Genomic DNA, 17,672 nt, shown 5'->3' on the forward strand with positions numbered 1-17,672 from the left:
GTTACCTGAGTAAATGTGTAATTACTACGAATAAGAATTCCATAAGTTCTTGCAGTGAATATGTTCATTTTTTTGATGAAAAGCCAATAAAGAAAACCCGATTAACACGGAGAAAACCGCTTTCAAAACAAATAATTAGAAAAAGAAGGACCACTAAGGTCTTGTTTTAAGTATAAATCTATGATTGTAAAAACTCCTGAGCAGAAAAAAGCTATAAAGCAAGGTATGCTCTCAAATGTCATGCGGCAGTTTGATAATGCTGCGGACATCATTGGTTTAAACGATAATATCAGAAAGATATTAGAAGTAACCAATAACGAACTTGTAGTTCATTTTCCTGTAAGAATGGATAACGGTGAGGTTGAAATATTTACGGGCTATAGAGTACAACACAATAACTCTTTAGGTCCATACAAAGGTGGTCTGCGTTATCACCCAACCGTAGATATAGATGCCGCACGGGCTTTGGCCATGTGGATGACCTGGAAGACTTCTCTGGCCGGTCTGCCTTATGGTGGAGCCAAGGGTGGTATACAGCTAGACCCTACCAAATATTCCAATGAAGAACTGCAGCGTATAACCCGTAGGTTTACCTATGCATTGGGCGATAATATTGGCCCGGAGTTGGATATTCCGGCTCCAGATGTGAATACCAATCCGCAAACCATGGCTTGGATATTAGATACTTATATGTCTACCAAATCTCCTGCAGAAAGGTCTACCAATCTGCATGTAGTTACTGGTAAGCCCATAGGTGCCGGAGGTTCTCAAGGTCGTGATAGGGCAACGGGTTACGGGGTTTTTCTCAATATTAAGTTTTGGGCAGAGAACAAAAAGATAGATTTAAAGGATAAACGTTTTATTGTTCAAGGCTTTGGTAACGTAGGCTATTGGGCAGCATATTTTCTTGAGAAAGAAGGGGCCTCAATGGTTGCCGTACAGGATGCATACGGAAGCATAGTAAATGAGGATGGCATTTCCGTAGAGGACCTGTTAGCTTATACTCAAGCAAACAAGGGCAGTGTTACGGGTTTTGCCAGTGCTGAGAAATTGGAAAATGCAGATTTCTTTGGTCTGGATTGCGACATATGTATTCCAGCTGCATTGGGTAACGTAATTACTGCGGCCAATGCCCCCAAAATAAAGGCATATCTAATTGCTGAAGGTGCAAACGGACCTACCGATGTTGAAGCTGAAGAAATTCTGCTGAAAAAAGGAGTTACCATTTTACCGGATATTCTTTGTAATTCCGGTGGGGTAATTGGAAGTTATTTTGAATGGCTGCAAAACCGAAACGGTGAAATCTGGCAATTGGAAGAAGTTCTCGAAAAACTGGAGAAAAAATTAAAAGAGTCTTTCACCAAAGTGATAGAAACTTCTGCCAAAAGAAAGGTTGATATGCGTACGGCGGCATTTATTATAGCAATAGAAAGACTTGAAGAAACTTATGTGCAAAGAGGAATTTTTCCATAAAAAAAGTTGAAATGAAATACGGCGGCTTGGTTATAGAAAAGAAAGAATATGTGCTGTTGAAAAGGTTTATGAACCTTTCGGGCTACTATAAGGATAAAACTTTACGTAGATCTGTAGAGAAACTGGTAGGTGAACTAGAATCGGCTCAAATACATGATGAGGCAGAAATGCCGGAAGATGTTATCCGGTTTAACACTACTATTACCATTGTTTCTGAAAATGGGTGGCGTAAAAAGTTTAAACTGGTCATACCCACGGAAAGTGATGTGAACAGTAATAGAATTTCCATTTTGACCCCTATGGGTGCGGCCGTAATAGGATATGCTCAAGGCGATACCCTAATTTGGGATTTTCCCGCGGGTGAGCAGCGCATGCTAATTGAGCGCGTAGAGCAAGAGCATAAGTACATTAATATAGACAGTATATAATTTTATAGATAGCTAATTCGGTCCTCTCCTTCTGGCAATGTAAATTCACGGCAATTTTTTTACTTTTTAAAAGTCCAGAAGGGGGGACAAGCTATCTAAACTTTAAGCAGACAGGTTGTGGTAAATCTACAGTATGGCCTGTAAAGGATAAAAGCCCAGTGTTGTCATCCCTTTTAAATACCGTAATGTTATCTGTTTTTCTATTGGCTACAAGTAGAAAATTATTATCCGGTGATAAAGTAAAGTTTCTTGGCCAATCTCCCTGAACGGATTCCGTTCCCAACAAATTTATCATGCCATTATCCGATACGGAAAAAACAGCTATACTATTATGGCCTCTATTACTGGCGTACAAGAATTTACCATCATTGCTTAGGTGAATATCGGCACACGCATTAAATCCATCAAAATCTTCGGGCAGTGTACTTTTCTTATCAATTTTCTTGAATGTTCCCGTTTTGGGGTCAACATCGGCAGAGACAACGGAACTATACAATTCGTTTATAATGAAAAGCCTGTTTTTTGTAGGGTGAAAGATGAGGTGACGCGGGCCGTCTCCTGGGTCTAATTGCAGCGCAATATGTTCTCTTTCCAGTGTGTTATTACTAATGGGGTAGGCCAATATTTTATCTATTCCTAAATCTACGGCATAAAGAAAATTTCCATCCTTGCTAAACTTCACACAATGTGCGTGAGGCGATTTTTGATTTTTGTGGGGCCCGTTGCCCTCATGTTGGCGAGGAGTAGGCTCACCAATTATTTTTCCATCTTGATCCACGCTGTACAGTACTATACCTCCAGAGCCATAGTTGGCAGCGGCAAGCAAGTCTTCATTAGGACTTAATTCAATGTAACAGGCGCCATCGCCTTCGCTGGAAAAGTTAGAGACTTTGCTCAATTCAGTACCCTTGTCGTTCCATTCAAATGAAGATACACTTCCCGGTTTTGTTCCGTTTGAAGAATATACTCTTTTACCATCTTTTGAAAGGTATAAATAACCAGAGTTGTCCTCTTTTACCAAATGCTCTGAGTTTGTCAATTCCCCAGTCTCCGTATTAAATTCCAATTGATAGATGCCTTGCTCGTCTCCACTTGCGTGAGTACCTACCAATAGCTTCAGATTGTTTTTTTCAACCTCTTGCCCAACCTCTTCCATCGTAGTTTTTTTAGGTTCGTTCTTGCATGATACCAATGTGGTTACGAGGATAAAAAATACGATATAATTAGAAAAATGTTTCATGTTAAAATTTAGGTTGGTTTACTGCTTTACTTCTAATTTTAAATTCTTTTCAAAACCTAAGAAACCGTAAGATAGCTCTAAAAATTTTACTTGTATGTTTTTTGGTATTTTGAATGTAGAAGTAAATTTCCCGGTATTTACATCGGTTTCCGTAAGCTGAATTTTTTCAACTTTCTCACCTTGTTTCAAGAGTACCCAACCTTTATCTATGGCATTTCTATCAATATTTAAGGCGGCATTTAGTTGTATGGTAATGGTTTGACCAGGTTCTACAGATGAGATTTCCTTATTAAAATTACCATCAAAAACTTTAAGTTTATGGCTGCCTAATGTTGAAAAGGTTAGAGTGGCTTGCCAACCCCTGTTAGAAATTCCCCAGCCCTCGGTTGCATAGGCATTCTTACCAAATACCCGTCCTTCGTTTTTTCCCTCAATGGCCTCAATTTTTTCTGCAATAGGAAATTGACTATCCAGAGGGGAACCATCCAATGTACCTCTAACTTTGCCTAATTCACCATAACCATGTGGATGCGATTGGGGCCAACCTTTTTCAACTCCATCCCAATACCCGTCAATTTTTACACGCGCTTCGCTTTTATTGCTCAGGTGTGTTCCTACCGGGTTTACTCCAAAAACAAAATCGGTTTGGGCCCAACCCAATGCTCGTAATTCAGGGTCTTTCAATAGATGGGCTATAGCGAACATAGAACCTCCTAGGGCAGGTGCGCCACCTAATTCCTTGGTTTTGGGGTGTGCCCATTCCGTTTCGCTATGTTTGCGGTATTTCCAGAAATTATTGCTTTTTTGTTTCATGTGTAGGGCCCAAGCTTCCAATTTTTCCTGGGTACCGTCAGGGGCTTTATCAGGGGCCAGTAATAAAAAGAAAGACAATGCCTGTGGAGTAATATGTTCGGCATTTCTAATCCACCACATATGGCGAGGATTGTTAAAGTCCCAGTTCCTAATAATATCAGAAGCACCGGATTGTGCATATTTTAGGAACTTTTCAGGAGAACCGTTCTTTTCATGTCTTTCGGTCTCGTACATGAACAGATTACGAAAGACCGACTGCCCGTAGGCATTGCCCATTTCATTAAACTCCTGAAAACCTTCATCTACCCATTTAGTACTATACGTCCAAAAACGCACAACCTTGTGCCGGTCATAGGCTTCCCAATTGTCCAAACAGACTTTTCTGTATTTTTGATAGGTATCTTCCGCTAGATACGGTTTTAAAAAGGAATGATAGGCCGCACAAACCGCAGCCAATTGGTCTAAGGTATTCCAATAGTCATAGGTCATTCTCGGTTGCCCTTGGTAACCCAAAGTACCGTGACGGGTTTTTACGGGGCCGTTATAGTCCACGTATTTATAGGCAAATTCGGCATGCCAAAGAATAAGGTCTATAAGATCCGCCACTTTCTTGTCATCTAATTCCGTTTTCCAATTATCAAAAAGGGCGGGATTACTGGCGTATTGTAATATTTCAAAGATAGTTTCTAGTCCGTATGCTCCACCATCGCGGGTTGGACCACCACCGTATACGGCAGCCATATCATAGGTTTCCAAATTGGAAAACCCTCTGGCGTCTACAAAAAAATCGTATGCTAGTTTTGAAGAAGCCGTTTCCATAAGATGATCGGCCACTAAAAAAGGAACTGAACTGCCGTGACCATCAACTTTAATCACATATTCTACATTTGAGCCTGTAGGATTAAAACCTGAAAACCACCCTTCATTATTCAGCATTTCGCCTTCAAAAACAACTTTGGATGTAGCAGTGTTAATTAATTGAAACGGAGTGCCATTGTCAGCGCCATAGCAAACAAAACGTTTGAACTCCCCTAAATTATAACCCAATTGGTTGACATAAGGTTCATACTTTTTTAAACCAGAGGTCGTTTCTTGTGCGGTACAATAGATAGAGGCACATAATAAGGCAGTTAACAGTATTCTTTTCATCAGTCTTTTATTACTTGTATTAGGAATTTTTACTCGTTTACCGCATATTGAACCCTTAATTGGGCAAGCTCTTTTTTCATTTCCGAAATTTGCTTTGCCATAGTAGATGAGTTGAATATGTTATTCATTTCCGAAGGGTCTTTTTCCAAATCATAAAATTCCCATTCTTCCCCATTAGGAACATCTTCTCCATAAAAACGAATGAGTTTGTAACGTTTGTTGGCAATCCCTTCGTGACGGCGTACGGCATGTGCTCCAGGATACTCATAATAGTGGTAGTACATAGATTTACGCCAGTCCTTAGGTGCTTTCCCTTTTAAAAGAGGAACGACACTTTTGCCCTGCATATCATCTGGAATGGGTGCATCGGCCAAATCAAGAAAGGTCTCTGCAAAATCAATGTTCTGCACTAAATCGGTATTTACGCTTCCCGGTTTAACGGTACCTGGCCACTTTACAATAAGTGGTGTTCGGAACGATTCTTCATACATGAAACGCTTATCGAACCAACCATGTTCTCCCATATAAAAACCTTGGTCCGAGGAGTATATGACAATAGTATTTTTATCCAACCCTTGCTCTTTAAGCGATTTCATTATCTGTCCTACACTCTCATCAACAGACCAGATACAGCGCAGATAATCTTTCATGTAGGTCTGGTATTTCCATTTAACAAGGGCTTCACCTTTTAAATTATCTTGGGCAAACTTTGCAAAACGCTCCTTATACCTTGGGTCGTTCGCGTAGCGATCACCTTCGGCCTTTAAATCAATATGGGTGTTCATGCTTGTGGCAATATCCATTTCTTGTTTGTGGGCAGCTGTAGTGCGTGTGGCATAATCGTCAAAAAAATTGTCCGGCTCGGGTATTTGCACATCTTCATATTTGCTCATATAGCGCTCCGCGGGGTCCCAGTTACGGTGTGGGGCCTTATGGTGAACCATCATCATAAACGGTTTGTCCTGATCACGTTCGTTTTCTAACCAGTTTAGGGCGCGGTCCGTAATTACATCGGTTACATATTGACCCTTGTAGTTGGTATCACCTTCTTCGGTAATAAAGTCAGGATTGTAATACTTTCCTTGTCCAGGTAGTACCTCCCAATAATCAAAACCTTGCATTTTTCCGGGAAGGTGAATTTTTCCGATCATAGCAGTTTGGTAACCATTGGTACGCAGTATTTTTTGAAACTGCTGTTGGTCATGGTCAAAAATGGTGTTCTTGGTATTGTCCAATTTCTTATGAAGATGGCTCATTTTCCCTGTTAATAAGGTGGCTCTACTTGGAGCACAAATTGAGTTTTCAACATAGGCTTTGTCAAACCGCATCCCTTCTGCCGCCAATTTATCAATATTTGGGGTAGGATTTAGGCTTTGTAACCTACCACCGTAGGCCCCAATAGTTTGGTAGGAGTGATCATCGGAAAAAATCCAAACAATGTTAGGCTTCTTTTCTTGGGCAATGGAGAGTAATGGCAGCAGGTATGCCGCTAGCCAAATAAGTTTGTTAAGTTTCATATAGTTGTGATTTTATTTGTTCTAAAAAATGATGGGTGAATGTTTCTACAATTTGCCTATTTCCCTGTTTTCGGTTCCGTATTCAATAGCTACGTTTAGATCACCCAATTCTTTACGGGCCTTTTCTACAATGAGCATAAGTTCCTTTACTTTTTCTGGGTGATAAGCTATTACGTTATATCTTTCCCCTGGATCGCGTATCATATTGTAGAGTTCGGGCTGCTCTACCACGGTTTTTATTCTTTTTCCTCCTATACCATCATTGCCGGGTTCGGTATTATAGCTACTGTAGGTGTGGGGCAATAACAGTTTCCAATTGCCTTTTCGAACTCCGTTCAAGTTGTTCTTTCCATGATAGTATAATATGGTGTTACGAGGTGTTTCTGAAAATTGTCCTTTCCAAAGCGATGAGATATCTACGCCATCTATTTTATGGCTGGATAATTTTCCGTTGGTAATCGCGGCGAAAGTAGGGAGCAAATCTACGGCACATGCCAATTTATGGGTAACCGTTCCTTCTGGGGTGTTCCCTGGCCAGCGAATGATAAAAGGAACCCGTTGCCCACCTTCCCAGCTTGTGGTTTTTCCTTCTCTAAGCCCTCCAGAAGAACCTGCGTGATTTCCAAAATTTAACCAAGGCCCATTATCCGTAGTAAAAATAAAAATGGTGTTGTCCGCAACGCCATTTCGTTTTAGGGCTTTGTCAATTTCTCCCACAGACCAGTCAATTTCCATCATAACATCACCATAAAGGCCTTGTTCACTTTTTCCTCTAAATTTATCGGAAACCCCTAACGGAATATGCGCCATGGTGTGCGGTACATAAAGAAAAAAGGGTTCGTTGGCATTTTTGTCTATAAAATCCACTGCTTTTTCCGTGTATAGGGTGGTTAGTTTATCCTGATCTTTTAAACTTTCAACGTAGGCAATAGTTTTGTTGCCTTCTATGATGGGAAGCTTTGGAAATTTGGCCCTGTTTTTTTCTTCGGTAAGGTGTTCTCCCGTTGCACTGTCATGTGGCCACATATCGTTGGAGTAGGGAAGGCCCACAAATTCATCAAAACCGTGTTGCAGCGGTAGAAATTCTTTTTGCCAACCCAAGTGCCATTTTCCAAAACAGGCGGTTTTGTAATCCTGTTCTTTGAACATTTCGGCAATGGTAAGCTCGTCTTTGTTCAAACCTATTTTATGATGTGGGAAAAGCGCACCGGAAAATCCTATTCTATTTGGGTAACATCCGGTCAAAATTCCAGCTCGTGAGGCACTACAGACGGGTTGTGCCGCGTAGTAATTTGTAAAACGTGTGCCTTTGGCGGCCAGTTGGTCTATATTAGGTGTTTCAAAACCGGTGGCTCCATATACACCCACATCTCCGTAACCTTCATCATCTATAAATACAAGAACAACGTTGGGGCGTTCTTTATTTTGATTTTGGGCGATGGATAAATTAAAAGAAAGTAAAGCGGCAAAAGCGAGAAAAATAAATTTGTTGTACATGTAAACGGTGGTTTGGTAGTTTGTGTTCTTTAAAAGAGACTATTCTAAAGGAATAAAGCGTCTAATGAAGCCCTGTTCTCTAAAATAGTCCCTTGCTAAATTTAAGATAATTATTACGTATTTACCACGGTTTAACAACTGTATGTTAGACTGTTATAATCAAGCGTTTTATCGTCCTTCGGGATTGAGATTTTTATGAGGTGCCTGAGCAAAATAAACTTCGGGTTTATGATATACCCCTGTTTTTTTATACAAGGGGGCATCTACATCAAGGCTTAGGTCACAGTCAAATCTTGCCATAATGGAATAGCCTTTCTTGGGTGTACTTCCGGCATTTGTAAAATGGCAAAGTCCCCAAGTAATACCTCTTCCGTTCCCAGAATCGGTAAAGGCATCTGCAGCAAAAGGAGCTGCGGCCGTTGGGGCGAAAGAAACTACGGAAGCAATTTCAAAATTAACGCCATCTTTGGCATATTGCATAGTGTACCTTTCGTTTCCATCTTTTATGGCCAATGTAGCTACGCCTTCCTTAAACGGAAAATAAGTGGTTTCGTGTCCCGAAGTCATTACTGGGTTTAAAGGGTGTTTTTCAAATGGCCCTAACGGGTCCTCGGCAATAGCAAGACCATGACCAACGGCATATTTATCACGAATGTCCGGCCACTTGTTGTATGCGGCTTTATAATACAGGTGAATTTTACCATTATAGACTATAGGCTGGGGATCGTGCGTAGCATCTTGGTCCCATTCGCCTTTCTTTCCGAAAGGAACTACGGAATCACCCCCATGTGTCCATGGCCCATCAGGTGAATCTGCATAAGATACTGATACCGGACACCAATCACCTCTTAGCCCGCTAGGTTCGTTAAAGGCTTGGTAGTAGAGGTAGTACTTTCCTTTCCAGACCAGAATATCCGGTGTAGCAACGGAACGCCATCCAGCTTTTGGTTTTTCGGGTCTTTTAATTGCAATCCCTTCTTCTTTCCAAGTGGTGCCGTCCGTACTGGTGGCATACCAAATGTCGCACAAATCCCAATCCGTAGAAGGAATTTCATCGGTGGCTTCGCTGGCTCTGTTCCAACCAATAGGTGGTGTTTTGGTATCTCTTTTGGTATAGTATAAATAATATTTTCCATCAACAAAAATAGGCCGTGAAGGGTCACGTCTAGAAACGGTTCCATCCCCATTGCTATAATCAAAACCTTTTAATTTTGTGTATTTGAATTGAGAGAAAAGCTCATTGTCCTGAACGCGGGGAGCAGGATAACTGAACATCCGTTCCGCAGCTGCACTCAAGGGCATGTCCGGTTTTTCGGCAGGCATTTTATGAGGGAAAACTTTATGTTCCTTAGTTGCAGAATCTTCTGTTGGAGCCGAATTAGCCTCCGTTTTTTGGTCTGAACAAGCAATAAGCGAGGCTACCGCAAAAAGACTTAATGTGGATCGCTTTAAAAAAGGATGGACTTGCATAGATGTGTTTTATAGTTTAAATTTTGTTTGTTTTTAAATACCATTTTAATGGACCGTTTTCTCGATTTTCAGAGGAATCTGAATATTGAACGACTCTCTAACACCATTTGCATCAAGAGTGTCCGCAGCACATAACAGGGCTATAGGTTCCCCATTTTCCGTATATACCTGTGGGCGCTCCAAATGAACAAATTGTTGAGTTCTTCCGTTTTCCCATTCCACGATACGCTTGGATATGTCAAAATTTTTGGCCTTTTTCCATTTAATACCATCTTCGGAGTCATAATGTACTAATGAGAAGTCACGTACTTTACCTACGTGTTTTATACGTTTTACAATGGCTCTGAATTTACCGTCCTGGTACCAGATATACGGGTCTTCAGCAGGAAAGCGTTCGCCTTCAAAAGTAAAAACGGGATCTGGATATTTCTTGAAGGGTCCGGTTGGCGAATCGGCAATGGCCACCATATGAACAACAGGTCCACCTGCTGGAAGTGGGTCTTTTTTACCTACAGCTTTATAAACCATTAGGATTTTGCCATCGGGCATTTGACAGACCGATGGATTGGATGTCATTAATGCATCATGTGCATCCTCGTTGGGAGAAACATCTAAAACAGGCTTATCAAATCTTTTCCATGGTCCGTTGGGTGAATCCGCTACGGCAACACCTATACGTTGGTTGTTACGGTGCATCCAGTTAATCTTAGGTTTACCGGGAACACTAACAATTTTTTTGTCTCCGGTATTGCCCATATAATACAGGTAGAATTTTCCGTTAAATTCATGAACAGTTGGGTTATGGGTCGTAGAACCATCCCAAAACTCTGCACCACGGTCCGGTAGGGTAACGTCTTTGTGTTCAAAAGGTCCAAAGGGCGATTCTGATACCGCATGGGCAACTTCGGAATAGTTTACCCATTCCCAACCAATATTTTTTGGCCATCTGGAATAGAACATATGGTAAAGACCGTCTTGGCCCTTTACCATAGAGCCGCCCCAAATACTAAGGCTGTCATTGCGGAAAACAGATTTTTCAGCGACTTTTCCAAACTCAATTTTGTAGTCGGGTACTGCATTGCTGTTGGATGCTTCTTCTTGTGATGCACTGTTTTCTGCACCTGTTTTTTTCTCGGTTTTACATGAAACGAGTAAACATACGATTGCAAAGGCTGCAATTAAATTCGTTTTTTTCATACTGTTATAGCACTTTTGGTAGGCCAATCTTTTTACGGAAACTTGACCAGTTGTTTGTTATGGTTTATTTTTTGTCAATATTTCTTAATGTGTAAACATACCTTGGTTTGGCCCATTCACTTTCTCCACTTTTGGTTTTTTTAATAATGCTCACAAAGTGTGGGTCATCACCTTCAAAATCAATTACTGTCATTCCTTTTGTTCGTGTGGCGTTTTTGAAAGGCAGGTAGCTGGATCTAGTTCCATACCTTACCACGTAGCTAGTGTCATCTGTCTTACCAGAGTAGCCAACTACAAGCTTGTTGCCAACTAAAAAAGCATCCCAAATTATGGGCGGAAGCTCTTTTCCACTGGGGCTTCCGGTTCGTGTTTCGGAAGGTTTACTTATGCCTTTTTCATTTGTGGCGATAAGCTGAAAGATGTATTCTTTTCCGTTTTCTAAATGCTTCACTTCTAGGAAATTGGTTGTGGTCTTTTCGGATTTTACCAGTTCACCATTGGTATTTTGATGGATGACATGATAAGTGTCCGCACCAAAAACAGGATTAAAATGAATGCGAACTGCTGCGTTCCCGGACTCTATTTGAGAAATTGAAGGCTGTTCAGGTACTGTAATGGCAACACTTTTATGAAACCGCTTATAACCGTTTGGCGAAATTAGGTTTATGTTTAAGCTGGATATGTCACTTAAGTACGGTTTCCAGTTAATGTTATTTTCCGTAGGACCTGCTCCCGGTTTTAATACTGGAATCTCTATACTGTTTTTGGCCAGTGTGTCACCTTTTGAATCATGAATGGACCATAATAAACTGTGGTTTTTTAAAGTATAGCTAGGGTAGTCGCCTGAGGTTTTAGGGGTAAGCGAAATCTTGGCATTTCCTTTTCTTACATCTACATCTGATACTTCAATTTGTTGAATAGGGCTATGTTCATTTTCTATTCGGTTATATAATTTACGCTTTTGGCGCCACGTATTTACAAGTCCCCAAACTCTATTTTCCTCTGGAGAGGTTGCTGCGTAGCCGCTTCGGTAGTCGTTGAATGTCCATAATGAAGCTCCAATTACAAAAGGATTCTTGTCTCGTAAGCTGTTGTTCCACTCGGATATTTCAGGAATGTCGCCATCCAAAGAAGTTGTGGCCAAAGGTTGTATTCCATATTCCGAAATGAAAATGGGCTTGTTGGGCCATTTGGACCGAAGGGTTTTAAATACTTCATCTGGTTTGCCCTGAAACGGATAAAGATTGTGCATGATTATATCCACCAGTGTATTGGGGTCATTCTCGGGAGTTGCTGTATCGCGCCAGCCGCTATTACTCACGCAGGTAACCAAACGATAGGGGTCCAGCTCGTTTTTGACATAATCAATAGTCAATTTGGCATAATCAAAATGGTCTTTAAGTTCATTGCCAACACTCCACCCAATAATACTGGGGTGGTTTACATCACGGTCTATCATTTCTTTTAACCACTGCTTGGCCAAAGGGTAATGTGGGGGCGTAAACTCAGGATTGGTGAGCTCACGAACATTGACTTCCTCAAAAATCAGGATACCTTTTTCATCGCAACGCTCTATCAACTTTTCATTCTGGGTACCGTGCATGATTCGCATAAAGTTGGCACCTGCATTCTTCATGAGGTCCACATCTTTATTTATCAAATACTGGGGTTCAGAAGACCCCCAATATCTATGGTCACTCACCCGGTTAAAACCAGCTAGACGCACCGGTTCTCCGTTTAAAATGAGTTGAGAGTCCGTTAGTTCTATTTTTCGGATACCAAATCGGTCTGTGCGCGTATCCAACACTTGCCCGTTTTCTGTGGCAATGGTTGTCATATGGTACAGGTGTGGCGTATCAAAATGCCATAACCTAACATCGTTGGCGGGTAAAACTGTTGCCAATTGCACTTCTTTTGTACTGTTGGGCGGTAAGGTAATAGTGTATTGCAGGTCAGCGGGTTTTGATACTTTGTCTATAGTAGCAGTGAGTGCTATTGTTCTTTTTTGTGCCGATGAATTTTTAACACGGATTTTAAGCTTCAAATTGGCCGAACCTTTTTTTAGGTCAGGGTCTGCATGAATATATTGATAACTGATGCGCACATCGTTATTTTTTACAAGGTGAACATCACGGATAATTCCGCCCCAGTTCCAGGTAGCACCAACCAGTGAACTATTGTCTGCTTCTACGGCCAGTACATTCTGACCGTTAAAATTGAGTTTGTCGGTTACATCAAATTCAAATGGGGTAAAACCACCTTGATGATTGCCAACAAGTTCGCCGTTCAAAAAAACCTTGGCGATGTGATAAACGGCATCAAATTTAAGGCGCACTCTTTCCTTGGAGTTTTCTTTCCAGCTTTGGGGAAGGTTGAAAGTTTTTCGGTACCAAGCCTTTCCGGTATAATTAGAGAATTCGTTAAGCATGCCCCAATGTCCTGGAACACTTAGGTCTTTCCAGTTGGAATCATCAAAATCAGATTGAAAAATAGTTGCTTTTTCCGCAACCGAAGTTTCCATTTTCTCTGTGGATACGGGTCTGAACATTACGGCATCCGCAGCTACGGTTTTGGCCGTAATAGCGGTAACTTCAACATAACTGTCTAAAGTCTTATCAAAACTAAAAACTCCTAAACTTAACCATTGGTCACAGCGGTTTCGCTGGTTAAAATAAGAAGCCGTAACCCCATTAGCATGATTAACATTTACTTCTGCCGTTAAATGTGATGCGAACGGAAAGCGAACAAAGGCTTCGTAGAACCCTGATTCTGCTAGTTGGGGACGATAGCGTACATAGTTCTCCTCGGATTCACCAGCTTTAAAGTCGCGTTGTAAATAATTGGCTCCAAAGAAACCGGAACCCCGTTCTCCTTCTATTTTGGTCTGCCAATTGCCTTTTACAGTTACCCGTTCGGTATTGGTATTGTCTATTACAATATCTTCCGGTGTTTCGGAAATAGCAATATAATTTGAGCCTTCGCCATAAACGGCATGGAACTTCCAGTCTCCGCTCAGTAAAAGTTGCCCCTCACCGGTAGTGGATTGAGCGGAACAAATTCCAAAGATCAAAAACAGAATATGAAACACCGAATATTTCAATTGCATAGGGGTATAGCGGTTTAGTAATTGCTCTTTACAAACGGGTGTTTCTCTTTTGATTTTGGTTTGCGAAATACCCATGGTTTCCAAGCTTCGTAGCGTTCTTTCCACTCCTCAAGTGTTCTAGTAGGGTATTTGGAGGAGAGGCCGCCCTCTCTAAATTCTTGGGAAACACCTTCGTCTTTTATAGACCTTCTCCACACATAGAGTTCTTCCAACAGTTTATCCTTAATATCGCCATAATGCGGGTCGCTTGCAAGGTTGTTTAGCTCAAATGGGTCCTTTTCAATATCAAAAAGCTCAAACTCAGGCTTGGTAGGAGCAAAAAACTTAGCTTGGTCTTCATTAAGTTTTCCTTCCATATTCATGATGTTCATTTCGGCCAGCATAGGGTACATATCTTCTTTGTACCCGCTGTATTGTAACCATGCTCGCTCCGGCATTAAATTATGGATCAACTTGTATTTTTTAGATCGGATGGTACGCATAGCATCATGGGTGCCGCCCATTCTTCCGCGTGCCGCAAAAATGTACTTTCTATTTTTTGACTCTTCTTTAAAAAGACTTTTGCCTTGCAGTTCGTGTTTAGGTTTTGCCCCGGCTACATCTAGAATGGTTGCGGTAATGTCAATGGTCTGAACCATATCTGTGTTTACCTGTGCAGGTGCAACTTTACCAGGCCATTTGATAATTAATGGCACCTGAAGTCCCGGGTCATATAGGAATTGCTTTCCACGAATGTGGCATCGGCCGTTATCTCCAATTAAGAAAACCAATGTGTTCTCGGCCAGGCCTTCTTTTTCTAATCGCTTTAGGATATCTCCAATTTCTCGGTCGCAGATTTGCATTTGTTCCAGACCATTGGCCCAATCACGTCTGGCAAATGGGGTGTCCACATAATAGGGGGGGAGTACCACATTGGCGGGATCTATAGGGTTTTTTGGGTCACGATCCCATTTTCTATGCGTACCACCCAAAGTTATTTGTGCGAAGAAAGGCTGTCCTTCTTGGCGTTCCTTCCAATCCTTTCCCATAAAACCTAAATCGCCATTAAAATTGGCATCGGTTTTATTGTAAAGCATTAAAGCGGTAAAATATCCTGCTTCTTTCAGAAGTACGGGCATTGGCTCAATATCGTACGGCAAAGGTTTTCTGTCTTCTTTTGCCGTTCTGTGCTGTTGGGCACCAATATAGTTTTGGTGATAGCCCGTGAGCATGGCCGAACGTGAAGTAGAACAAACGGGAGAAGTACAAAAAGTATTGGTGTAACGTATACCTTCCGAGGCAAGCTTGTCCGTAACTGGGGTTTCTATTCCCGGGGTGCCATAGCAGCCTAAGTCAAGACCCCAATCTTCCAACATGATCCAAACAATGTTGGGACGGTCAGTAGATGTACTCTGGGCTATAGAGTTGAACGGTATAAGAAGTACCGCTAAACAAAGGGTTTTAATGAGTTTCATATACAAAGGTTCTAGTTTTGAGTTGAATATTATTCTTTAAGTTGTTTTGTTGGTGACCAATCTGTTACATCTGATTTTAATTTTACGAAAAACGGCTCGGTCTGTGACCATCCAATTTTAAAGGCTCCCTTTAAATTTGTTGTTGTTTCTTCGGTTAGATTTTCCGGTGATTTTCCATATTTAAAAGTGAAAATCGAATCTTTTTCGCTTACCGTATAGCCTATGCCTACACCATCATGGGTCCTACCCAAAAATTCTATCATGGGGAAATTGGAGTTTTCTACAGGCGGATTGCTTCCTTTTTTTGATGAGGCAGTTTTAACTTCAATTTGCATAGGTGACCATAGGCCTACGTCTATCTGAGTGGCATTTGGGTCATTTTTAAAGTTAAATTTCAATGCATCATCTCCGGGTTTTATAATTGGGAGTTCAATACGTTCTTTGCTGACTGACTCGCCTTTATCATTAAAAAGCTCATACGCCAACGTATACCCATTCATAATATAAGCGGGAATATCTTGTTGGTTTCTAGGTAGCAAAGAGATTGCTATTTCATCTTTGTTTATTGTTGCTTCTAAACCTTGAAGGGGTGCATAGATATCTTGAATCTGTTTGTAGGCTTTTTTCCTGTTTCGCCATACATCCACAACCCCCCAGGCTCTATTTTCTGATGGAGGCGTGGCTTTATAATCGCTTCGGTAATCATTATAGGTCCATAGAGATGAGCCAACTACGTAAGGTAACGTTCGTATTTTATCAAGTTGTTCAATAAGCCTATCACTAAACTTGGCATCGGATGTGAGTCCTATCTGTTTGTCGCCAATCTCTGAAATAAAAATAGGTTTCCCCGGAAATCTGGCATGGGCCTTACCCACTTTTTCATAGGTCTCTCCATAAGAGTTCATACATAGCAAGTCCAGTTTTTCATAGGGTTCGTTACCGGGTTTTGCCAAAGGCAGGTGAGATGTAAAACTTACCACTGTTTTTAAGCGTGTGGAATCAAGGGAGGCCACGTGATCCAGCATATCGTTTACATAGTTATACTGGTCAGGAGTCATGGTCATGTCTTCCCATTCGCCATCTGGGTTGCCAATTTCATTGCCCATGCTCCAACCTACTACACTGGCGTGGTTATAATCGCGCGTAATCATTTCGTTCAGCCACTTTTTTGTCCTTGGGTTATTGGGTATGGCATTTGGTGCACCACGACCCCAGACCGGGATTTCTTCAATTAGCATATAGCCGATACTATCGCAGAACTGTAAAAGGTTTTTTGATACAGGTGCGTGCATGATTCTTGAAAAGTTTCCGCCTAGGGCTTTAATATCCAAAATATCATTTTTAATAAGTTCATCAGGTTCCGTATTACCGAAAAAACGATGGTCGTGTACCCGATTGAAACCGTTTAAGCGCACTGCTTCGTTGTTGAGGTATAATTGCTCCCCAATAGCTTCCATTTTTCGAATACCGAATTTGTCGGAAACGGCATCCAATTCTTGGGAATCAGAAGCAATAGTACTGTTCAAAGAGTAAAGGTTAGGACGGTCAAAATGCCATAATTTTACTTCTTCTAACGGTTTTTGAAAAGTCAGAACCTTAGTCGTAATCCCATTTTTACTAGCAGTAAGTTCAAGGGTTTTGGGCGCCCAAGCTTCATTGTCCGGACCGGATATTTTAGTGTTTACAGTAATATTTTTTTCCTGGCCGGAGTTATTTTCAACTGTATAGGAGATAGCTATAGCTGCCATACCCTTATCAAAATTGGGAACTGCGGAAATATGTTGACGAACCAAACGGACATCATTATGGGCAAGCAAGGAAACGTTTCGGCTTATGCCGCCCCAAGCCCACCAAGCGCCTCTTCTGAACGTATTGTCGGCCATGACCAAAATTGAGTTCGGTTTATCGGTCAGTACTTGGTCTGTAATATTAAATTCAAAAGGGGTGTAGCCTCCTTCGTGTGCTCCCAATAACTTACCGTTCAGCCAAACTTTTGAGGTTTCGTAAACGGCATCGAACTTTATACGAATCTGCTTTTTTTGCCAGTTTTGAGGAATGCTAAAATTGCGTTGATAGTACCCTTTGCCCTTAAAATGGGCATATTTGTTCTCAACGTCCCAATTGCCTGGAACGGAAAGCGTATCCCATTTTGTATAATCGGCAGTTAATAGATTTTCTTCACTTTCTTCATTAGATGCCAAAAAGTGCCATTTCCCGTTAAGGGATAGGGTTTCATTTTCTAGTGATGTTTCTGCAGATTTGTCCGTGCAGGAACTTAGAAACAGGAGGCTAAAAAGCGCTATGGAAGCAAAATTTCTCATGTGTACT

General features: G+C 41.3%; 11 protein-coding genes. 2 read left to right on the top strand and 9 right to left on the bottom strand.

Annotation, left to right across the window (positions count from 1 at the left end; translation table 11 throughout):
* The first annotated feature begins 180 nt into the window (after nt 1-180).
* Together KO513_RS15240 and KO513_RS15245 are read left to right on the top strand one after the other, a co-directional pair.
* The gene (locus KO513_RS15240) at nt 181-1,473 is read left to right on the top strand and encodes a Glu/Leu/Phe/Val family dehydrogenase (RefSeq protein WP_215914131.1); all 1,293 of its coding nucleotides are present in this window, start codon (nt 181-183) and stop codon (nt 1,471-1,473) included.
* Nucleotides 1,474-1,484: 11 nt separating this feature from the next.
* Nucleotides 1,485-1,901, top strand: coding sequence for a GreA/GreB family elongation factor (locus tag KO513_RS15245; RefSeq protein ID WP_215914132.1), 417 nt, complete (start codon nt 1,485-1,487; stop codon nt 1,899-1,901).
* A gap of 91 nt (nt 1,902-1,992) precedes the next feature.
* Here the strand turns inward: KO513_RS15245 and KO513_RS15250 are convergent, their stop codons facing one another.
* The 9 genes from KO513_RS15250 to KO513_RS15290 all read right to left on the bottom strand — a co-directional run bounded on the left by KO513_RS15250 (nt 1,993) and on the right by KO513_RS15290 (nt 17,665).
* On the bottom strand, nt 1,993-3,141 hold the full coding sequence (locus KO513_RS15250; RefSeq protein WP_215914133.1) for a lactonase family protein: 1,149 nt from the start codon (nt 3,139-3,141) through the stop codon (nt 1,993-1,995).
* A gap of 18 nt (nt 3,142-3,159) precedes the next feature.
* The gene (locus tag KO513_RS19850; protein WP_215914134.1) at nt 3,160-5,103 is read right to left on the bottom strand and encodes a cellulase N-terminal Ig-like domain-containing protein; all 1,944 of its coding nucleotides are present in this window, start codon (nt 5,101-5,103) and stop codon (nt 3,160-3,162) included.
* Nucleotides 5,104-5,132: 29 nt separating this feature from the next.
* Nucleotides 5,133-6,620 (bottom strand): sulfatase family protein, encoded by a 1,488-nt coding sequence (locus KO513_RS15260; protein ID WP_215914135.1) that lies wholly within the window; start codon nt 6,618-6,620, stop codon nt 5,133-5,135.
* Nucleotides 6,621-6,665: 45 nt separating this feature from the next.
* On the bottom strand, nt 6,666-8,117 hold the full coding sequence (locus KO513_RS15265) for a sulfatase family protein (protein WP_215914136.1): 1,452 nt from the start codon (nt 8,115-8,117) through the stop codon (nt 6,666-6,668).
* A gap of 168 nt (nt 8,118-8,285) precedes the next feature.
* Nucleotides 8,286-9,587, bottom strand: a complete 1,302-nt coding sequence (locus KO513_RS15270) for a glycoside hydrolase family 117 protein (RefSeq protein WP_215914137.1) — start codon at nt 9,585-9,587, stop codon at nt 8,286-8,288.
* 45 nt (nt 9,588-9,632) lie between these two features.
* On the bottom strand, nt 9,633-10,784 hold the full coding sequence (locus KO513_RS15275) for a glycoside hydrolase family protein (protein ID WP_215914138.1): 1,152 nt from the start codon (nt 10,782-10,784) through the stop codon (nt 9,633-9,635).
* Nucleotides 10,785-10,848: 64 nt separating this feature from the next.
* Nucleotides 10,849-13,995, bottom strand: a complete 3,147-nt coding sequence (locus KO513_RS15280) for a glycoside hydrolase family 2 TIM barrel-domain containing protein (RefSeq protein ID WP_215914139.1) — start codon at nt 13,993-13,995, stop codon at nt 10,849-10,851.
* Nucleotides 13,905-15,344: a sulfatase family protein gene (locus KO513_RS15285; RefSeq protein ID WP_215439698.1), complete on the bottom strand. Its 1,440-nt coding sequence runs from the start codon at nt 15,342-15,344 to the stop codon at nt 13,905-13,907. The genes KO513_RS15280 and KO513_RS15285 overlap by 91 nt, the downstream gene beginning before the upstream one ends.
* Nucleotides 15,345-15,373: 29 nt before the next feature.
* Nucleotides 15,374-17,665, bottom strand: a complete 2,292-nt coding sequence (locus KO513_RS15290) for a glycoside hydrolase family 2 protein (protein ID WP_215914140.1) — start codon at nt 17,663-17,665, stop codon at nt 15,374-15,376.
* Nucleotides 17,666-17,672 lie beyond the last annotated feature (7 nt).

This window comes from Zobellia sp. B3R18, assembly GCF_018860715.1.
Classification (GTDB): Bacteria; Bacteroidota; Bacteroidia; order Flavobacteriales; family Flavobacteriaceae; genus Zobellia; species Zobellia russellii.